Annotated in this window: 15 protein-coding genes and 1 pseudogene; 3 read left to right on the top strand and 13 right to left on the bottom strand. The window is 34.5% G+C overall.

Annotation, left to right across the window (positions count from 1 at the left end):
• Positions 1–96: 96 nt before the first annotated feature.
• Genes copZ through ACIGHG_RS18200 form a run of 3 tightly spaced genes read right to left on the bottom strand, consistent with a single transcriptional unit; the run spans position 97 to position 3,044 of the window.
• On the bottom strand, positions 97–300 hold the full coding sequence (copZ, locus tag ACIGHG_RS18210; protein ID WP_336473967.1) for a copper chaperone CopZ: 204 nt from the start codon (positions 298–300) through the stop codon (positions 97–99).
• 24 nt (positions 301–324) lie between these two features.
• Positions 325–2,721 carry a heavy metal translocating P-type ATPase gene (locus tag ACIGHG_RS18205; protein ID WP_396549760.1) on the bottom strand — a complete coding sequence of 799 codons (2,397 nt, stop codon included), beginning with the start codon at positions 2,719–2,721 and terminating at the stop codon, positions 325–327.
• An 11-nt stretch (positions 2,722–2,732) separates the two neighbouring features.
• A complete protein-coding gene (locus tag ACIGHG_RS18200; protein WP_336473969.1) occupies positions 2,733–3,044 on the bottom strand; it encodes a metal-sensing transcriptional repressor in 312 nt (103 codons plus the stop codon).
• A 212-nt stretch (positions 3,045–3,256) separates the two neighbouring features.
• Between ACIGHG_RS18200 and ACIGHG_RS18195 the strand changes: the two genes are divergently transcribed.
• Entirely contained in the window at positions 3,257–3,481 is a 225-nt protein-coding gene (locus ACIGHG_RS18195; protein WP_336473970.1) for a hypothetical protein, read from the top strand.
• A gap of 997 nt (positions 3,482–4,478) precedes the next feature.
• Here ACIGHG_RS18195 and ACIGHG_RS18190 read toward each other — a convergent pair.
• The 3 genes from ACIGHG_RS18190 to ACIGHG_RS18180 all read right to left on the bottom strand — a co-directional run bounded on the left by ACIGHG_RS18190 (position 4,479) and on the right by ACIGHG_RS18180 (position 7,013).
• Positions 4,479–5,177: an ABC transporter ATP-binding protein gene (locus tag ACIGHG_RS18190; protein WP_396549758.1), complete on the bottom strand. Its 699-nt coding sequence runs from the start codon at positions 5,175–5,177 to the stop codon at positions 4,479–4,481.
• Positions 5,177–6,241 (bottom strand): ABC transporter permease, encoded by a 1,065-nt coding sequence (locus ACIGHG_RS18185; RefSeq protein WP_396549756.1) that lies wholly within the window; start codon positions 6,239–6,241, stop codon positions 5,177–5,179. The genes ACIGHG_RS18190 and ACIGHG_RS18185 overlap by 1 nt, the downstream gene beginning before the upstream one ends.
• Positions 6,242–6,809: 568 nt before the next feature.
• Positions 6,810–7,013 (bottom strand): hypothetical protein, encoded by a 204-nt coding sequence (locus tag ACIGHG_RS18180; RefSeq protein ID WP_336474014.1) that lies wholly within the window; start codon positions 7,011–7,013, stop codon positions 6,810–6,812.
• Positions 7,014–7,110: 97 nt separating this feature from the next.
• On the opposite strand from ACIGHG_RS18180, the pseudogene ACIGHG_RS18175 reads away from it, so the two are divergent.
• Both ACIGHG_RS18175 and ACIGHG_RS18170 read left to right on the top strand, forming a co-directional pair.
• A pseudogene (locus tag ACIGHG_RS18175) lies at positions 7,111–7,332 on the top strand (sensor histidine kinase); the annotation flags it as partial.
• Positions 7,333–7,840: 508 nt separating this feature from the next.
• Entirely contained in the window at positions 7,841–9,136 is a 1,296-nt protein-coding gene (locus ACIGHG_RS18170; RefSeq protein ID WP_396549755.1) for an Nramp family divalent metal transporter, read from the top strand.
• A gap of 376 nt (positions 9,137–9,512) precedes the next feature.
• On the opposite strand, the gene ACIGHG_RS18165 is transcribed toward ACIGHG_RS18170, so the two are convergent.
• The 7 genes from ACIGHG_RS18165 to ACIGHG_RS18135 form a co-directional block, all read right to left on the bottom strand.
• Positions 9,513–10,442 (bottom strand): patatin-like phospholipase family protein, encoded by a 930-nt coding sequence (locus ACIGHG_RS18165; RefSeq protein ID WP_090912066.1) that lies wholly within the window; start codon positions 10,440–10,442, stop codon positions 9,513–9,515.
• An 826-nt stretch (positions 10,443–11,268) separates the two neighbouring features.
• Positions 11,269–12,171 carry a M23 family metallopeptidase gene (locus ACIGHG_RS18160; RefSeq protein ID WP_336473974.1) on the bottom strand — a complete coding sequence of 301 codons (903 nt, stop codon included), beginning with the start codon at positions 12,169–12,171 and terminating at the stop codon, positions 11,269–11,271.
• A gap of 84 nt (positions 12,172–12,255) precedes the next feature.
• Positions 12,256–13,326: a sensor histidine kinase gene (locus ACIGHG_RS18155; protein WP_461781911.1), complete on the bottom strand. Its 1,071-nt coding sequence runs from the start codon at positions 13,324–13,326 to the stop codon at positions 12,256–12,258.
• Positions 13,316–14,014, bottom strand: coding sequence for a response regulator transcription factor (locus ACIGHG_RS18150; protein WP_336473975.1), 699 nt, complete (start codon positions 14,012–14,014; stop codon positions 13,316–13,318). The genes ACIGHG_RS18155 and ACIGHG_RS18150 overlap by 11 nt, the downstream gene beginning before the upstream one ends.
• 351 nt (positions 14,015–14,365) lie before the next feature.
• Positions 14,366–16,000 (bottom strand): peptide ABC transporter substrate-binding protein, encoded by a 1,635-nt coding sequence (locus ACIGHG_RS18145; protein ID WP_336473976.1) that lies wholly within the window; start codon positions 15,998–16,000, stop codon positions 14,366–14,368.
• A gap of 157 nt (positions 16,001–16,157) precedes the next feature.
• Positions 16,158–17,465 carry a bifunctional S-methyl-5'-thioadenosine deaminase/S-adenosylhomocysteine deaminase gene (locus tag ACIGHG_RS18140; protein WP_396549751.1) on the bottom strand — a complete coding sequence of 436 codons (1,308 nt, stop codon included), beginning with the start codon at positions 17,463–17,465 and terminating at the stop codon, positions 16,158–16,160.
• A gap of 111 nt (positions 17,466–17,576) precedes the next feature.
• Positions 17,577–17,924, bottom strand: a complete 348-nt coding sequence (locus ACIGHG_RS18135) for a YunG family protein (RefSeq protein ID WP_396549749.1) — start codon at positions 17,922–17,924, stop codon at positions 17,577–17,579.
• Positions 17,925–17,947 lie beyond the last annotated feature (23 nt).

The raw sequence follows: 17,947 nt of genomic DNA, 5'->3' as shown, positions 1-17,947 counted from the left end.
ATTTATTATCATTATTAATTATACTTTAACAGCAGAAAAGGCCACTTTTAATGAAGTGACCTTTTCTGTTTATTGAGAATAATTGAATATCCCTATTTACTGTACGTCATATCCTTGATCTTCAATAGCTTCTTTCATTTGTTCCACATTTACTTTTGCTTCATCATATTCTACGTTTACAGTTCCTTCTTGCAAGTGTACTTCTACATGTTGTACCCCTGCTAACTCTGAAAGTACATTTGTTACTGCCATTTTGCAATGATTACAAGTCATTCCTTGTACGTTTAATGTAATAGTCATATTACATTCCTCCATTTCATTCATTTATATTTTAACGCGTTTCAAACGAAGTGCGTTCGTCACAACAGATACAGAGCTAAATGCCATCGCTGCTCCGGCTACCCAAGGCTCTAGTAACCCGCATGCTGCCACTGGAATACCGATTGCGTTATAGAATAAAGCCCAAAACAAGTTTTGACGAATATTTTTCATTGTCTGACGACTTAACTCAATTGCTTTTGGTATATGTGATAAATCACCACCAACTAAAGTAACATCTGCAGTTTCAATTGCGACATCTGCACCCGTTCCAATCGCCATACCAATATTAGATTTCGCAAGAGCCGGGGCATCATTAATACCGTCACCCACCATCGCGACATACTTTCCTTGTTTTTGTAAATCCTCTACAATTTTAGCTTTATCTTCTGGTAATACTTCCGCAAATACATGGTCAATACCAACTTGCTTTGCAATTGCTTCAGCGGTACGTTTATTATCACCCGTTACCATGTATACTTCAATTCCCATTTGTTTAAGTGTTTGAATTGCGGTCTTTGAACTTTCTTTTACTGTATCAGCCACAGCGATTATTCCAGCAAGTTCTCCATCAATTGCGACAAGCATCGCTGTTTTACCTTGAAGCTCTAGTTCTTTCATCATTTCTTCATGTTGTGAGATTTCTACTAATTGTTCATTCATCAACTTGCGTGTACCTACAAGAACCTTCTTGCCTTCAATGTTTGCTTCAATGCCATGACCCGGAATTGCTGAAAAATGCTGCAGTTCTTTTAATTCTATCTCATGCTGTTTTCCATACTCAACAATTGCATGCGCTAATGGATGCTCGGAGGCACTTTCAGCCGAAATCGCATAATGGACCATGCCTTCTTGAAATTGTAACACGTCTGTAACTTCTGGTTTCCCTTTCGTTACAGTTCCTGTTTTATCTAATAAGACTGCATTTACTTTATGTGTTCCTTCTAGATATTCACCTCCTTTAAAAAGAATCCCTTTTTCTGCTCCTTTTCCTGTACCAACCATAATCGAAGTTGGTGTAGCAAGCCCTAATGCACACGGACAGGCGATTACTAAAATCGCAATTCCTACTTCCAATGCTTTTGACAAATCTCCCGGTGTGATAAAGAAATACCATACTAAGAAAGCTATGAAAGCAATTGCGACAACGATCGGAACAAAAATACCCGAAATACTATCTGCTAACCGTTGAATTGGTGCTTTAGAACCTTGTGCTTCTTCAACAATTTTAATAATGCCGGCCAATGCTGTGTCTTTTCCAACTTTTTCAGCTTGAATCGTCAGCAATCCGTTTGCATTAATAGTCGCGCCGATGACTGAATCTCCTTCTTTTTTATCTACCGGAATAGACTCTCCAGTAATCATAGATTCATCGACAGAAGATACCCCCGAAATTACAATACCATCTACGGGTATTTTCTCCCCTGGCTTTACAATAATCCTATCTCCAATCACGACATCTTCAAGCGATACTCTTACTTCTTGACCATTCCGCACAACAAGCGCATCTTTCGCCTGTAAACTAAGTAATTTAGAAATCGCTTCCGTTGTCCGTCCTTTTGCCATTGTTTCAAAATACTTCCCGACCAAAATTAACGTAATTAACACTGCACTTGTTTCAAAATATAGATCAGGAACATATTCAGGATTCCCTACTGTTTTCAATGTTTCATATAGACTGTAGAAATAAGCTGCTGATGTTCCTAAGGCGATTAACACGTCCATATTGGCACTTTTATTTCGAAGAGCACGATAAGCTCCTACATAGAAGTGTCCCCCAATATAAAACTGAACTGGTGTTGCTAATAAAATTTGAAACCATGGATTCATAAGAATATGCGGCATTGGTAATCCGGTATCAAATGGCATATGTCCAAGCATTGTATAAAGTAAAGGCAAGGACAAAAGAATCGAAATAATAAGTTGACGCTTTTTTTCCTTAATCATTTCTTGTTTTCTTTCCGAACGCTCTGTATTTTCGTTACGTATTTGCCCTTTATATCCAATTTTCTTTATTTTTTCTAAAATACTTTCTGTAGAAACTAAACCTTCATTATATTCTACAATGGCGCTATTCGTAGCTAAATTAACAGTGGCATGCGAAACACCTTCCATTTTACTTAATACTTTTTCAATTCGAGTAGCACAAGCGGCACATGTCATCCCTTCAATATCAAGGGTAACTTTTTCTGCTGATACACTATACCCTAACTTCTCAATTCTCTCTTTTATATTCGAAATTTCTTGCTGAGACGGGTCATATTTAATACTTGCTTTTTCCATTGCTAAGTTGACGTTAGCTTCTACCCCATCCATTTTATTTAGCACTTTTTCAATACGAGTAGCACAAGCGGCACATGTCATTCCTGTTACTCCAAGCGTAACATGTTTTTGATTCTCCATTTTACTCCCTCCTATTTTGAAAACTGCTTAATTACATTCATTAATTCTTGAATCGATTCTTCCCCATTCCCCTCATGAATTGCCTTTGCAACGCAATGCTTTGTATGGCGCTCCAATAAAGAAAAACCTACCTTATTTAACGCTGCGTTAATCGCTGAAATTTGAATTAAAATATCAACACAGTAACGGTTATCTTCTACCATCTTTTGTACACCACGTACTTGCCCTTCAATACGCTTCAAACGTTTCATCACACTTTGAATTTCCTCTTCTGTTCGAGGAACCATTTTTTGATCTATATGATTTCCTTCACAATGATCCATTGCTATCACCTCATGTATTGTCATTATCAATCTTTGTATACATTATACGGGTAGGGGGTATAAAAGGCAACTGGTTATAAGTATATTTTGGAAATTTTTTTGAACAACATATAGATTTTTTTATAAAGCATTCTCAATAGTTTAAAAGTTGCAATAGTAAAGAAAAGGGCAGAATACTTAAATAAGAAGGTTCATACCATCAATGTAAGGAGATGATTCTTTTGATTAGCCTCTTGGAAAACATATATAAAATATCAATAGCAATACTACTATTATGTTCATTTTTTTATGTTCGACAGTTCAAAAAAATAAGGCGAGAAAGAAAACTTTCCTTCTTTGAATCTGCAATTTATATAATATCTCAAATTGCAATTTTTTTATGGTTAGCAAGTTTTCTCCTTCTTAGATATGGTTCTTATTTTGCTAACGGGAGTTAATTTATTTATGCAATAATTTAATTTTGTATTTTTAAATTATATAATAGGATTCTCCTGGCCAGGGGAATCCTATTTTTTTGCCCTAAGAATAAAGGAGTGTGTTTGCTTGAAAAAAGATAAGGCAATTTAACTTCGTTAATATCAGCTTTTGAAACCATTCATTATCTTCATGCTGTTAAAAAATAAAATACTGTACCCCAATTATTAGTTACGTCTAACAATTGGGGTACAGTTCATTTAAAGAGTTCCTTTTGTTTCATGTATGCATATACATAAAACCTATTTTACATTTAATACATACGATCCATTTTAATTTTCCGACATATATATAAATCTAAATTAAAAGCCTGACATAAACCCCTTTTCTTTTTAGATGGTCGAGAGCGTCTGGCCATGCGTAGAAACGGTCAGGGCCTTCTTCTGCCACGTGAGAAGTTCAAACAAAGAGAGAGAAAGAAAGTAGCAGATTATTTTTTGTTCAGCATGGCGGCGACTTGTGTGTTAGAAATTCAAGTTGGATTTATATAGGTTGCTGCTAATTGGGGGTCAGCTGATATACGTGTAAAACTAGATCACAGCAATATATTATTTACCAATAAACATTTTTCAAGAATCTTCAAAAATAGTTTCATAACTCAAAGGATATGATACATATCCAGGGTTTGAAGGTTGTGGAAAAACCTTTGCATTAGCAATTGGTAATGAACATAAGAATAGTAACATTAAGATTGAAAAAGTTGTAGAAAAAGGGGATACAACACAAATTATCATCAAAAAAAACCTCCACATGTAGTATGTAAGGAGATTATCTTATGGATTATTTATAAATGGCAGGTGGGGAATATTTGACGCTTACTTATAAATACAAACGGATTAAGGCAAACCTAAAAGACCTGAGTCAGGTACAACACCGACTCAGACCTTATCAGCTACCTAACGAAATAACCTATGTCTAACATTATGGGGTCACTTCACTATTATTGTACACTTCGTTTTCTCATAGTAGTTTTCCATCACGAAGTGTTAAAATTCGATCACATACATCAAGCATTTTTTCATCGTGTGTAATCATAATCGCTGCTTTTTTATTTTTCTTCACTTCTTGTTTCATTAATTCAACGACTTCTCTTCCACGTTTTGAATCAAGGCTAGCAGTAGGTTCATCAGCTAAGATTAAGTCTGGGTTATTCATGAACGCACGAGCAATAGCTACACGTTGTTTTTCCCCACCTGAAAGTTGATTTGGATAATGATTTATTCGGTTTGATAATCCAAATGTTTCCAGTAATTTTTTTGCAAATTTACCAGCTTCTTTTTTATCTTTTCCCTTTAATTTAGCGATATACAGAAGTTGTTCCTTCACCGTTAAGAAAGGTACGAGGTTTGCGAATTGGAATATAAATCCGATTTTTCTTAAGCGAATATCTGTCATCTCTTTTTGTGATAATTTCGTTATGTTTTGATCAGAAATATAAACATTTCCTTTCGAAGGAGAGAGCAGTGCACCTGCAATGGAAAGCAAAGTACTTTTTCCTGAACCAGATGGACCAACAATGCCAATGAATTCTCCTTCCTTTACATCCAATGTAATTGGGTGTAAAGCTGTTACTTCTGTATCTCTTTCTCCATATACTTTACTTACTTGTTCGAGCTTTAATAATGATGATGCATTTTCCCATTTCACTTCCGTTACCATTACATGCCACCTCCAATTGCTTCTAATGCATCTATTTTCAATACATGATATAGAGAGAACAATGTACCTAATATACTAATTACAATAAAAATACCTGAAAATTGCGCGATTGTTGTTGCTGTTAATAAAAACGGCATACCAGCTGGCAAAACAGTCCGTACTGCAAGGACTAAACTGATGCTGATTACAAGGGAAATGCTAGTTAAAAATACAGCTTGTACAACTAAAGCCTTTACTAAATATGAATTTTTTGTTCCAATTGCTTTTAATACACCTAGTTGGTGTGTTTTTTGTAATGTAATGACATAGAAAAAAACGCCAATTAATAATGCTGCAATGACAATTAAAAACGCAATAATCATCGTTAATGTCCCTTGTTGTTCTTTATGACCTGGAATACCTTTCAATACTTCTTTTTTATCCACAACTTTTGCATTCTTAATTTCCTTATCCGTATTTAAAGCGATTACGTTATAATCTTTTTGATGTGGCATTGCAATGCTATCCCATACCTCTTCATTCATGCGAACAACAGGTGAATGGCTAAACATTTGATTTTCTGTAAATCCGACAACTTTGAACACTTTATTAGAAATAGGTTCTACAAGTTCGTCTCCAAGGTTTACTCCTTTTTCTTTAATAGATTTATCCGCAATGATTTCATTGTTTTCTAAAGCGTTATGTTTCCCTTCAATTACTTTTGGAGCAATAAATGAATCTGGTTTACTTGAAAAAATAGCAACATCAACTTTTTTTGAACTTCCTTCTTTTTCAAGTGTTGACACTTTCATGTACATTGGAACTGCATCTTTTTCATCAACCTGCGCCAATATGTTATCAACATCTTCTTTTTTCATTTGAGAACGCAACAATTTACCCTCGGCATCGTCGGATAATATAAATTTGTCTGCCTTCATTTCAATAATAGAAGAAGCACTGTCATGAGATAAACCATTTGCTAAACCTGATATGATAAGTACAAGAAATGATAACAATATCATAATTATACCAATTAATCCGTATCGTAATTTCGATTTTTTTAATTCTTTAAGTGCTAAAAACATTAGGTTCGTTCCTCCTTGTTTCCTACTATGTTCTTAATTATAAAGAGAGTAGCCGAGATACATGTAAAAACGGGCCATAGACTGTATTTAATTATAAATAGGAACAGAAAAATAGCCCACATTCAGCCGCAGAAATAACTTGTCCAATTATAATACATCTTTTTTCTTCTCCGTTATAAATGTAACGCCCCAATCCGCCTTATATGTATGTGTCCACTAAGCGGCCCGCTAAGAAAATGTTCCCCACTTGAAATGGTGTAATTTTAATCGTTCATATATATGCATATACTGCTACAACATCTATTGCGACGTAATCATATTGTTACCTCCGTTTTCTTGTTCTTCTTTTCTATCATACTACAATTCCTATATTTGGGAACACAATTATTTTCATATAGTATTTCCTTTGCATGATAAAAAAAGTCAGTTGTCAATGGAAAGCTGATTTTTCTTTTGAGGAATAACGAATTTCTTAACTTGATAGCAATGGAACGATACCCCTAAAAAAACCAATTCACGAATGGATTGGTTTTTTTGTTCATCAAATTGAAATTAAATAACTATAAACCTAATCTTTTTCAGCTGTATATCTAACTTGTTTAAAATTTACTATGTCTCCATTTTCAGTATCATCTTTTGTTTGCAAAAGTTGAACTTTTGGCCTGTAGTCCGTTCTATGAGCATCTTTGATACCCTTAATGATTAAAACTTTTTTATAAAAGAGTGATACATTAAAATATTTTAAGAGCGTGTTTTGATTAATTTTTTTCAAAACACGCTTTTTCTTTTTGTTCGTTTATCAAGGTTATTGGTATTAATTTGTACAAACATTATTCCAAAGCAACACACGCAAGGGTGAAAACAAAGGAAATATTACGATTACAATAGAAGGTGAAGGCATCCCAAAGCACCATTTATCTCATATTTTCGAACGGTTTTATCGAGTTGATAAATCTCGAACTCGTGCAACAGGCGGAACTGGTTTAGGCCTTGCAATTGTAAAAGAAATTGTTGAATTGCACGGCGGTAGTATTTCTGTAACAAGTGAATTAGGCCGCGGGACTATTTTTACTATCTATTTAAAAAAATAAAAAAAGATGGTTTCGGTTTGTACCGGAGCCATCTTTTTTTCACGTCCATTAATAGCGATAAACAAAAAAAAAATACTCTGCGAAGCAATCACAACTATTCTATAAACAGTAAACGTTATTGCTGATATTTTAAATAATCATGGCAAAACACTCTATTCCTTCCACGCTCTGTAAATATTTAATTTATCATTATATGCATGAATAAACTAGCACCATTTTTTCCTAATGTAATATAATTTGCACAAAGGAAAAATTTATGTTCAAATAAAAGAAATAAAATTTATGTATTTAATAAAGTGAAACTTCCATCAGTGGAGAGTTTTTTTTATCTCCCACTGATGGTTAGTTGAACCAATCGGGCTTTTACGGGCAGTTATCCCCCACTTATCTTCCTCGTTTCTCTCTGAATCTTGAGGTGGGGGTCTTACTGCCCGTTAATGCGGGATAAAATCAATAACAAAAATAAAACAAATTGCATCAAGTTAACAAGCAAAAGGGGAAACAAAACATGACAGAAAACACAAAAGAACGTGAACATCTTCCACCAAATAATCGGACGATGCAATCAGCACAGTTAGCTTTAAGCGGTGAAACAAAAGGACTAAAACGATTATTACCTTTTTTAGGACCCGCTTTTATCGCATCTGTTGCTTATATTGATCCAGGTAATTTTGCCACGAATATTGCGGCAGGATCTCAGTACGGTTATTTACTACTTTGGGTAATCCTTATTTCAAATTTAATGGCAGTGTTAATTCAATCCTTATCAGCCAAATTAGGAATTGCTACCGGAAAAAACCTTCCGGAAGTTGCTCGGGAGCATTTTCCAAAACCTGTTTCTATCGGTTTATGGATACAAGGTGAATTAGTCATTATGGCAACTGACCTTGCTGAGTTTATCGGGGCTGCTTTAGGATTAAATTTATTATTTCATATTCCACTGCTACCCGCTGCATTCATTACAGCAGTAGGTTCATTCATTATTCTAGAATTTCAACGCAGAGGATTTCGTCCACTTGAAGCAGTCATTACCGGCATGGTCTTTATCGTCGTTATTGCTTTTGGTGTCCAAGTGTTTTACGCAAAACCAGAACTAAGTCCTCTTTTATCGGGGCTTTTCGTTCCTCATTTTCAAGGTGTAAATAGTATTTTACTTGCAGCAGGAATTTTAGGTGCAACCGTTATGCCACATGCAATTTATTTACATTCTGCTTTAACACAGCGACGCGTAGTAGGAACAACAGATGCAGAGCGAAAACAAATTTTCCGCTTTGAATTTATCGATATTGTAATTGCAATGGTCATTGCCGGAGCAATTAATGCAAGTATGTTAATTGTAGCAGCTTCCCTATTCTTCAAAAACGGACTACATGTCGAAGATTTAGATGTCGCTTTTCATGAATTTGGCCATTTAGTCGGACCTGTATCAGCAGCTCTTTTTGGAATTGGTTTACTAGCTGCCGGTTTATCCAGTTCTTCCGTCGGTACGATGTCCGGTGATATTATTATGCAAGGATTCGTCCGTATGCACATTCCTTTATATGTACGACGATTTATTACAATGGTTCCACCGCTTGTTATTATTGCATTAGGTGTGAATCCAACTCACGCCCTCGTGATGAGTCAAGTCGTTTTATCATTTGGAATTGCATTTGCATTAATTCCACTCATTGTCTTTACAAGTAAAAAGAGCATTATGGGTGGTCTTGTGAATCATCACTTTACAACAGCTCTTGCATGGGTAATTGCCGCATTAATTATCGCTTTAAATATATTTTTGTTGTATCAAACATTTGTTGGTTAAAAAAAGAGAATGCCTTATACAAAGCTAAATGTATAGGGCATTCTCTTTTTTTTCGCTATTTATCGTTGCCTGTTAGGAATTATATTTTGGATTTTTATTACACAATTTCTAAAAAAACCTTGCATTTTAATAAAAGTTGTTCTTAAGCATATTTAGTGAAACAACCGAAATTTTTTAGCTTGTAATATAATCGTTTATTTTGATAAAACCTCAGAGTGAAAATGATTTCAGGTAACACTCCAACTTTTCTTTAATACATACAACTTTTGAATCATCATCAAAAGAACAGAAGAACCCTTTTTTAGTTGCAGAAAACATACCAGTAAGCAATACACAACTTAGCTGGGTACGCTAATAAAGAATGTGTGGAAGCTTTTTAGGTTGAAAAGTTATGATTCATTACATATTTCTTCTTATACTCCTCAAAATCCCATTTTTCAAGAAAACTTTTAGCAGCTTGATAACCAAATAAATAAAGTTGTTCTCTTTCTCTAGGAGTTAAATGAAAATTGGTACTTACAATTTTCCCGGTAGGAATTTTGATGGTACGCGCATTAGCTTCAGGTGTAAGATGCCGAAGATCATGAGCTTGCATCATTGTTTTAAACATAGCTTTATACAAAGAAATAGGATTGCTATCCTCAATAGGTTTTCCAATAATTTCGTCTTTTACTAGGCGAAATCCAAATGTAGGCCATTCTGGATGGTCATCAAAAATCCATATAGGAAAATTACTGAGAATTCCACCGTCAACAATATAACAAGGATATTTTGATTTAGGAATCTTTAATTTTACTGGTTGAAAGAAGAAAGGGATAGTTCCACTCATCCTTACTGCTTGAGCTATTGTGATATCTTTATGTGTTAGTCCATATTGCGGTAAATCGTCAGGTATTACTACCATTTTCCCATTACTAATGTCCGAAACAATAATCTTTAATTTCCCATCATCACCTAGATCGTTAAAATAACGAAATCCTTTTTTTAACAATAAAGATTCTATCCATTCCTCTTCATAATCATTCTTATATAAACCATTTTGAAGAAAGAGGCTTAATCCTCTTCCAATTAGAGGAATATTATATATCCATGTTTTGCTTATAAATTTTGTATAATCTAAATTACCAATGATTTCTTTTAATTCTTTTCCATTGTAACCACATGCCAGAAATGCAGCAATAATGGCACCAGCAGAGGTTCCTGCTAAACGTGTCCATTCATATCCTTCTTCTTCTAATGCACAAACAGCACCAACATGTCCAATGCCTCTGACTCCTCCACCTTCAAAGATGCCATCAAGTTTCATTTTATGTTAAACTTTCCTTTCAGGTTTAATAGTGTATTCATTTATGTAGAGTGTCGATAAAATAAATGTTTATACATATATTAGAGCATTCCTTATGTATATGCCCTTTACTTCAAGTCAGTTGTAGTAGAAGCCTGTTCTGTAATGGTGTCAAAAATACCTTTATATACTCTTGTTATAAAATTCTACTAATTCTTCTATCGTTTTAGCATAGGATTCTTATCCACTATGAAAAACTGCTAAACAAAAAATCAATTGTATTTCTTTCAAAACCCCTGGTAGAAGTACAGTACTTTACTTTTACTATACATTTCATCGACTCGCCACGAGTTATTTGTTTTCTTTAAATGATAACGAACTCACTTATCTAACGTTCTAAAAGATAGTGAGAGGTTGGAGGTCCTATCAGTAGGAACTGATAGGACCTCCTTTGTTTAATAAATCTACACTTATGTAAAAACAGAAAATAACCCTTTCTCTTTTTGCTGTTTCTTGTTAGCAATTATGTTTTTAATTTTTACTCTATAGGAAAAAGAACCTTTGTACAGTGACGAAGATTCTTTTTCCTATAATGCTAATACACATAAAGTGAAACTTTAATCAGTGTGGGTTTTCTTCATCCCCCACTGATTATTAGCCCTCCCAATCGGGCGCATGCCAGCAGTTTATCTCCCACCTAACTTCTTAAGAAAAGCGGAAGTCGCTCGTTCAGAATGTGAGGGGGATGGAGCTTCTGACGTAGAGGGTTTTTTACCTCGTAGGAAGAAACGAAGCCACCGAACATTCTAGCCACTGGAGCGGGACAAACCATACAATTATGAATTTATTATTTTTTATTTGGTGAAATGACCTCCCCTGTCGGTACATCCCTTCCATCTTCTATACGATTTCCCCCTTTTGGCATAGATGGTCCGTCTATATCACGAAAATATAACGGTAATCCTTCAGAAAGAAACATACTCGTCTTAGATGGATCTTGCCGTTGGTGATGAATGTGTAAATGCGGCTCACTAGAATTTCCAGAGTTGCCAACACGAGCAATTACTGCTCCTTCTTCTATGTGTTGTCCTACCTCCACTTTGACAGATCCCTGTTTTAGATGAGCAAGGACAAGATATGTTCCCGTCTCATCTAAGCGTATATAAATATGGTTACCTACCATAGACTTAAAATTATCATTTCCTGGTGTTAAATCAGCTTCTGAATCTTCCACAGATATAACTGTTCCTGATGCAGGCGCTATTACCTCCACTCCGTATATGCCATAATCCTCTAATTGTGAATTTGTTATTTCTTTTTGCGGAGCAATAAAATCATACGCCCAGCGTTGATTTGGTTCGATAGCATGGTAATTTGTTTGAAGTTGCTCTCCTCCCCATCCTACCCGAACAGTTTCATTAAACGGAAGTCGAATTGTTACTTTCGGTGTAGCTGAATTAACATTTACTGGATAAGCAATTTGTCCAATTCCAACAAACCAACATGCTGGCCAAGCAGCTGCTGTGGATAGAATAAACATCGTAACGGTTGTTTTATGTATTTTACTTCTAGAAAACAATTTACCTACTATTACACATAACGTAATTATTACACTAATGAAACCTACTATACTAAAAGCTTGCATTCCCCACCAAGCTAAAGCAGACACAATACCAGTAGCTAAATAAACAGAACCCCAACCTACTGCCAATATTGTAATAAACATGATCATTATCCATTTCTTCCACATTGTATTCCCTCCATTTGTAATGTCTTATATTAAGATCGTACAAAATAATAATTACGACATTTGAAAGAAATACTTACAACTTTCTTACGGTTTCGTTGAATATTGCGGCAAAATGAGTGTAAATATTGTTTCCTTGTCATCGCTGTATACTGTAATATCACCTTTATGTATATTGGCAATGCTCTTAGCAATAGCAAGTCCCATTCCTTTTCCACCAGTATGAGCACTTCGTGACTTTTCTCCCCGATAAAATTTTTCAAATATATAAGGGATATCTTCTTGTAAAATTTTCTTCCCGTAATTTTTAATGTTTATCTTAACATTTCTATTTTCCTGAAAAATTTGTATATCAATGATCTTTCCGGATTTTCCATACGAAATGCTGTTGCTAATTACATTTTGCATTAATCTTACTAATAAACTGATATCAGCTTCTATTTGTAAGTCTTGATTACACTCTATATGAAATTTCATTTGTACTGCTTCTAATTGGGGAATAAAATCAATCATAACTTGTTCCACTAATTGTTTTACTCCTACTATTTCTTTATGTAACTGAATTTCTCTATAATTAATATGACAATACTCAAGTAAATCATCTACTTGATTTTTCAATTCACGGCTTTTACGTTTTACAACTCTTACATATTGCTGACAATTCTCTTTATTTACATCAAAATTACGTTCTATTAAATCCACATAACCAATTAACGATGTTACTGGCGTCCGCAGATCATGAGAAATATTACTAATCATCTCATTTTTCATCTTTTGTGCTAACTTCTCCTTTTCAATTGACTTTTTCAAACTATTTGTCATTTTATTAATATTTGTTGCAAGTTGTCCTATTTCATCGTTTTTCATTGTTTGTATCTGTACGTCTAAATTTCCCTTGCTAATTTCTTTCACATTCTGATTAATTTGTTCTAATCTTGTTATCATATTCTTTGATAATAGAAAGAAAAAGAATGAAATGAAGATAAGAAAAATAACAAAATATAGAAAAGAATACTTCTCCTCTAATTCCGCTGTATTTCCATATACATGACTAATAGCACTTTGAAAGAATACAATACATAAGGTCGCTAATACAATACTGCATATAAAAATGAAAAAAAACCTCATTCTTATTCCTTGAAATAATTTAGCTCTCAATTTTATATCCTACTCCCCATACGTTTTGGATGAATTTTGATTCTCTTGGATTCGCTTCTATCTTCCCTCTTAGTCTTGCTAGATGGACCATCACAGTATTATTGCTTTCATAGGCTGTTTCTCGCCAAACACTTTCATAAATTTCTTCTAGCGTAAATACGCGGTTTAGATGCGTTACCATCAGATATAAAATCTCATACTCCGTCTTTGTAAGATTAATATGTTCTCCATATAACATTACCTTTCTAGAAGCCTCATCTATTTCTAATCCCCTAATTTGTATCTTCTTCTCATGCACTTGTTTTGAAGATTGATTTAAATACCTATATCTTCTTAACTGCGCTTTTACTCGTGCTATCAGTTCAATTACACTAAATGGCTTCCCGATATAATCGTCTGCCCCTGTACTTAATCCGATGACTTTATCTACATCTGTTGATTTCGCACTCAAGAACATAACAGGAATATTATCATTCTCTCGTATTCTCCTACACACTTCAATTCCATCCATAATCGGCATCATAATATCAAGGATCGCCAGTTCAATATCATGTTCCAAAAATAACTGTAATGCTTGTTTTCCGTCATAAGCTTTTACAACTTTGTAGCCTTCTTGCTGCAAATACACTTCAATCATTTGAACAATATCCTTATCATCGTCTACGACTAATATAGATTGTTGTGTCATACTCCATCCTCTTTTTATTTATATTTGAAATATTTCCCACAATTTCATAGTATCATGTTCATAACATAAAAACTTCTAAATATTCTAAACTCCAAACAATCTATATCCATTTTGATCAACATATAAGTCGCTGCTATGCAGAGCAAAACAGGACCTACACTCGCTTTCTCTCTCTGTTTTCATCCTTGCACGTGGCAGGAAATGACCCTGCCCGCTTCTATGCATGGCCAGATGCCCTCGCCCTCCTAAAAAGAAAAAGGTTTTTAGGTTATTGTTTCAATTTACATTTCTATACTTGATAAAAAAAATAGCTAAGGCTTATCTAAAGCTCTTAGCTACTTAATCATTTATCTATTTCTCTTTTTGATTTATATAAGCATGTTTATACGTATAAACACCGCCAAATTGATGTTTTTCAATACCTTTTACATATTCCTTTTGAACGTATGCTGACCCGGTATGGTAAAGCGGTGCAATAGCAGCACCTTCTAATAAGATTTTCTCTGCTTCTTGCATAGCTTTCCAGCGTTTCTGGTCCTCCAATACAAGATCATTTTTCGCATTATTTATAAGCTCATCATAATGCTGATTAGAATAACTCATTTTATTATTTGGATTATCTGTCGTAAATAATTCTAAATAACTAATAGGATCTTTGTAATCAGGTCCCCATACAACCATCGACATATCATACTGCCCTGTTTGTTCAAGTTGTAATTTTTGTTTAAATGGTTGCTGTTTTATTTTTATTGTTAATCCTTGTAAATTCTTTTCAAGTTCTTCTTTCATATATTCCGCTGTTTGCTTCGCTTGGTCCTGTTCAAACGTTAAAAATTCAAGTGTAATATGTTCTACACCAAGCTCTTTTTTCGCATCTTCCCAAAGATTCTTTGCCTTTTCAACATTATATACGGCAAGATCACCGTTTTCTTTTCTAAAATCTTTTCCATCTTTTTCATTTTTATATCCTTCCGGTACAAGTCCTTGAGCCGCTGTTGCACCGTTGTTTAGAAAATGATTTACTACTGCCTCTTTATTTAAAGCCATAGAAAGTGATTGTCGTATTTTTATATTTGCCAGTACAGAATTCTTTTGATTAAAACGCAACATAGCTATAGCAGAATCTTTCGTTGTATGAAAATCTCTTTTCCCTTTATATTTATCAACAAATGAAGAATTAATTGGAGTACGATCGATGCCATTAGTTTCATACAAATTAACGGCTGTCGCTGTATCTTTTACAATATGAAAATTAATTTCTTTTAATTTCACGTTATTTTTATCCCAATATGTATCATTTCTCTTCAACTTAAATTCTTGTTCATGTTTCCATTCCGATAATACAAATGGACCATTGTAAATCATATGTTCTGGTTCTAGTCCATACTTGCTTCCTTTTCCCTCAACAAACGATTTGTGCTGTGGTAAATAAATAGGAAGTGGCAATAAATGAATGAAGTAAGGGATTGGTTTCTCTAACTGTACCTCTAATGTAACATCATCAATAGCTTTTACACCTAGTTGATCTGCAGATAACGTTCCTTTATTTATTGTTTCTGCATTTTTTATATAAAATAACATGTATGCAGATTGTGATGCTGTTTCCGGTTTCACTGTGCGCTGCCATGAATAAACAAAGTCATGCGCTGTTACAGCATCTCCATTCGACCATTTTGCATCTTTACGCAAATGAAATATATATGTTTTTCCATCTGTACTTTTCTCAAAAGATTTTGCAACACCAGGCACTGGATTATCTTTCTCATCAAGTACATATAATCCTTCAAATATATTTTGCATGACATGCGCTGATGTACCGTTCATGGATTTTGCAGTATCTAAGGACGGAATTTCTTCTGATATCGTTACATTTAATACTTGTTCTTCACTTTCCCCCTTCGCTTTACTCGAATTATTGCTACAAGCTGAAATCAATAAAGAGGTGGCAAGTATAATTCCTATCAGTAATCGTTCATGCTGCTTCATAAATCGGCTCCTTTAATTCAAATAATTTATAAAACGTTTTATATTATAACAGAATAGTTATCTTAAAAGTGTTACATTCCACCGAATTTTTATTTTTTTCAAACATAAACAAGAACGCTACCTTTCACTTGATGAAAGTATAGCGTTCTCTTATTACTTACATATTCAATCCTTGTTTATAACGGCTCGCTTCAAAAATAATACGTTCTTCATCTAACGTTTTACACTCACCGTTCCAAACAATGTGTTTTCCATTAATAACAACATCTGAAACATCTTTCCCACTTGCTGCGTATACAAGATGTGATAATACTTCTTCTGCAGGTTGTAAATGTGGCTTTTTAGATGGATCAATTGTAATAAAGTCAGCACACTTGCCTACTTCTAATGAACCTGTTTGGTTCATCCCGATTACCTCTGCCCCTACTTTTGTTGCTAATGTGAGAAGTGTTTCAACAGGTAATGTTGTCGCGTCCTTATGAACACCTTTTTGCAATAAAGTCGCAATGCGCATTTCTTCAAACATATCTAAATTGTTATTAGAAGCAACACTATCTGTTGCAATTCCGACTTTTATGCCGCTCTCTAACATCGCGCGAACGTTTGCAATACCCGATCCTAATTTTAAATTACTAATCGGATTATGAGCAACGCGCACATCATGTTCTGCTAAGAAAATGCGCTCATTATCATTTAGCACAACACCGTGAGCAATTACTGTCGGTCTCTGGAACAATCCACAATCTGCTACATACTCTACTGGACGTTTTCCATATTGCGCTTCAATATCTTGAACTTCACGGTCTGTTTCGGAAAGATGAATATGAACCATCGTCTTATTTTCCACTGCAATTCGCGCACACTCTTCTAACATTTCCGTAGAACATGCATACGGACTATGAGGAGCAACCATCGTTGTTAACATACCATCCTTATTGGCATAACGCTTCACATACTTCTCTGCTTCCTGAATTGCCTTCTTTTCATCGTCTTTCGTTCCGAAGCTAAATAATGTTCGAGAAACAGCAGCGCGCATGCCACTTTTACGAACAGCTTCCATAATAGAATCCTGCTCTACTCCAATTGGATTAAACATATCAGAAAATGTTGTTGTTCCGCTTTTCACCATTTCTAATAAACCAAGCTCTGTGCTAGCAACAGCAAGCTCTGGTGTAAATTGACTCTCAAGCGGCCAAATTCTCGTTTCAAGCCATGGCTTTAAAAGCATGTCGTCACCTATTCCACGTAAAATGCTCATCAAGACATGCGTATGCGCATTCACCAAACCTGGCAATACCCACTTTCCATGAAGATTAATAATTTGATCCACTTCTTTTCCGCTCGGTAAGTCTCCTGATTGTACTTCTATAATTTGATCATCTTCTACAATGATATATCCATTTTTCAACACTTCATTTTTTTCATTCAAAGTCACGATTGTAGCGCTTACATATGCTGTTTTCATAAATATTTCCCCTCTCGACTCTTTTAGAAATAAATATTCTTCTCAAATAAGTTACTACCGTTATAGTAACTTATTTGTGGATAAGAGTCAAAAGATAAATTAATACAAGGTTTATTCCTTTATATGGATACGAACATTTTGTTTTAAAGCATCATATTGCATCTCATTTGTATCTGCAAATGCTTCTTTTCTATTAGAAGGCATGTCCGTATATATAATCTCTTCTAAAAATTGTGGTGCTGTAAAATCATATCTTTTACCATTGATGAAGTTGTAAAAGTGCCAGCCTTCCGAAACCTTTGTCTTCATAATTTCGCCCTCAAATAAATCATGAACTACTAAAGCCGTTACACCACATTGCCCTTTCGCTGGATTGTCTAGTGTCCATTTTGAACTTGTCTCTTTTGACCAAGATTGAAACAAAACCTCTCTCATCTGTTCTATTTCCATATACATCATACTTAGCATCTCCTAACTGAATT

Origin of the sequence: Bacillus sp. NPDC077411 (assembly GCF_044543425.1) — a bacterium.
Taxonomy (GTDB): Bacteria; Bacillota; Bacilli; order Bacillales; family Bacillaceae_G; genus Bacillus_A; species Bacillus_A bruguierae.
The sequence above is the reverse complement of the archived record's forward strand: the minus strand, read 5'-3'. Positions and strand labels throughout refer to the sequence as shown.

Excerpts from the sequence above, each read along its gene's own strand:
- ACIGHG_RS18185 (WP_396549756.1), bottom strand. The coding sequence starts at position 6,241 with ATGTTTTTAGCACTTAAAGAATTAAAAAAATCGAAATTACGATACGGA.
- ACIGHG_RS18195 (WP_336473970.1), top strand. The coding sequence starts at position 3,257 with ATGATTCTTTTGATTAGCCTCTTGGAAAACATATATAAAATATCAATA.
- ACIGHG_RS18205 (WP_396549760.1), bottom strand. The coding sequence starts at position 2,721 with ATGGAGAATCAAAAACATGTTACGCTTGGAGTAACAGGAATGACATGT.
- ACIGHG_RS18160 (WP_336473974.1), bottom strand. The coding sequence starts at position 12,171 with ATGTGGAAGAAATGGATAATGATCATGTTTATTACAATATTGGCAGTA.
- ACIGHG_RS18200 (WP_336473969.1), bottom strand. The coding sequence starts at position 3,044 with ATGGATCATTGTGAAGGAAATCATATAGATCAAAAAATGGTTCCTCGA.
- ACIGHG_RS18140 (WP_396549751.1), bottom strand. The coding sequence starts at position 17,465 with ATGAAAACAGCATATGTAAGCGCTACAATCGTGACTTTGAATGAAAAA.
- ACIGHG_RS18150 (WP_336473975.1), bottom strand. The coding sequence starts at position 14,014 with ATGACACAACAATCTATATTAGTCGTAGACGATGATAAGGATATTGTT.
- ACIGHG_RS18190 (WP_396549758.1), bottom strand. The coding sequence starts at position 5,177 with ATGGTAACGGAAGTGAAATGGGAAAATGCATCATCATTATTAAAGCTC.
- ACIGHG_RS18145 (WP_336473976.1), bottom strand. The coding sequence starts at position 16,000 with ATGAAGCAGCATGAACGATTACTGATAGGAATTATACTTGCCACCTCT.
- ACIGHG_RS18165 (WP_090912066.1), bottom strand. The coding sequence starts at position 10,442 with ATGAAACTTGATGGCATCTTTGAAGGTGGAGGAGTCAGAGGCATTGGA.
- ACIGHG_RS18170 (WP_396549755.1), top strand. The coding sequence starts at position 7,841 with ATGACAGAAAACACAAAAGAACGTGAACATCTTCCACCAAATAATCGG.
- ACIGHG_RS18135 (WP_396549749.1), bottom strand. The coding sequence starts at position 17,924 with ATGATGTATATGGAAATAGAACAGATGAGAGAGGTTTTGTTTCAATCT.
- copZ (WP_336473967.1), bottom strand. The coding sequence starts at position 300 with ATGACTATTACATTAAACGTACAAGGAATGACTTGTAATCATTGCAAA.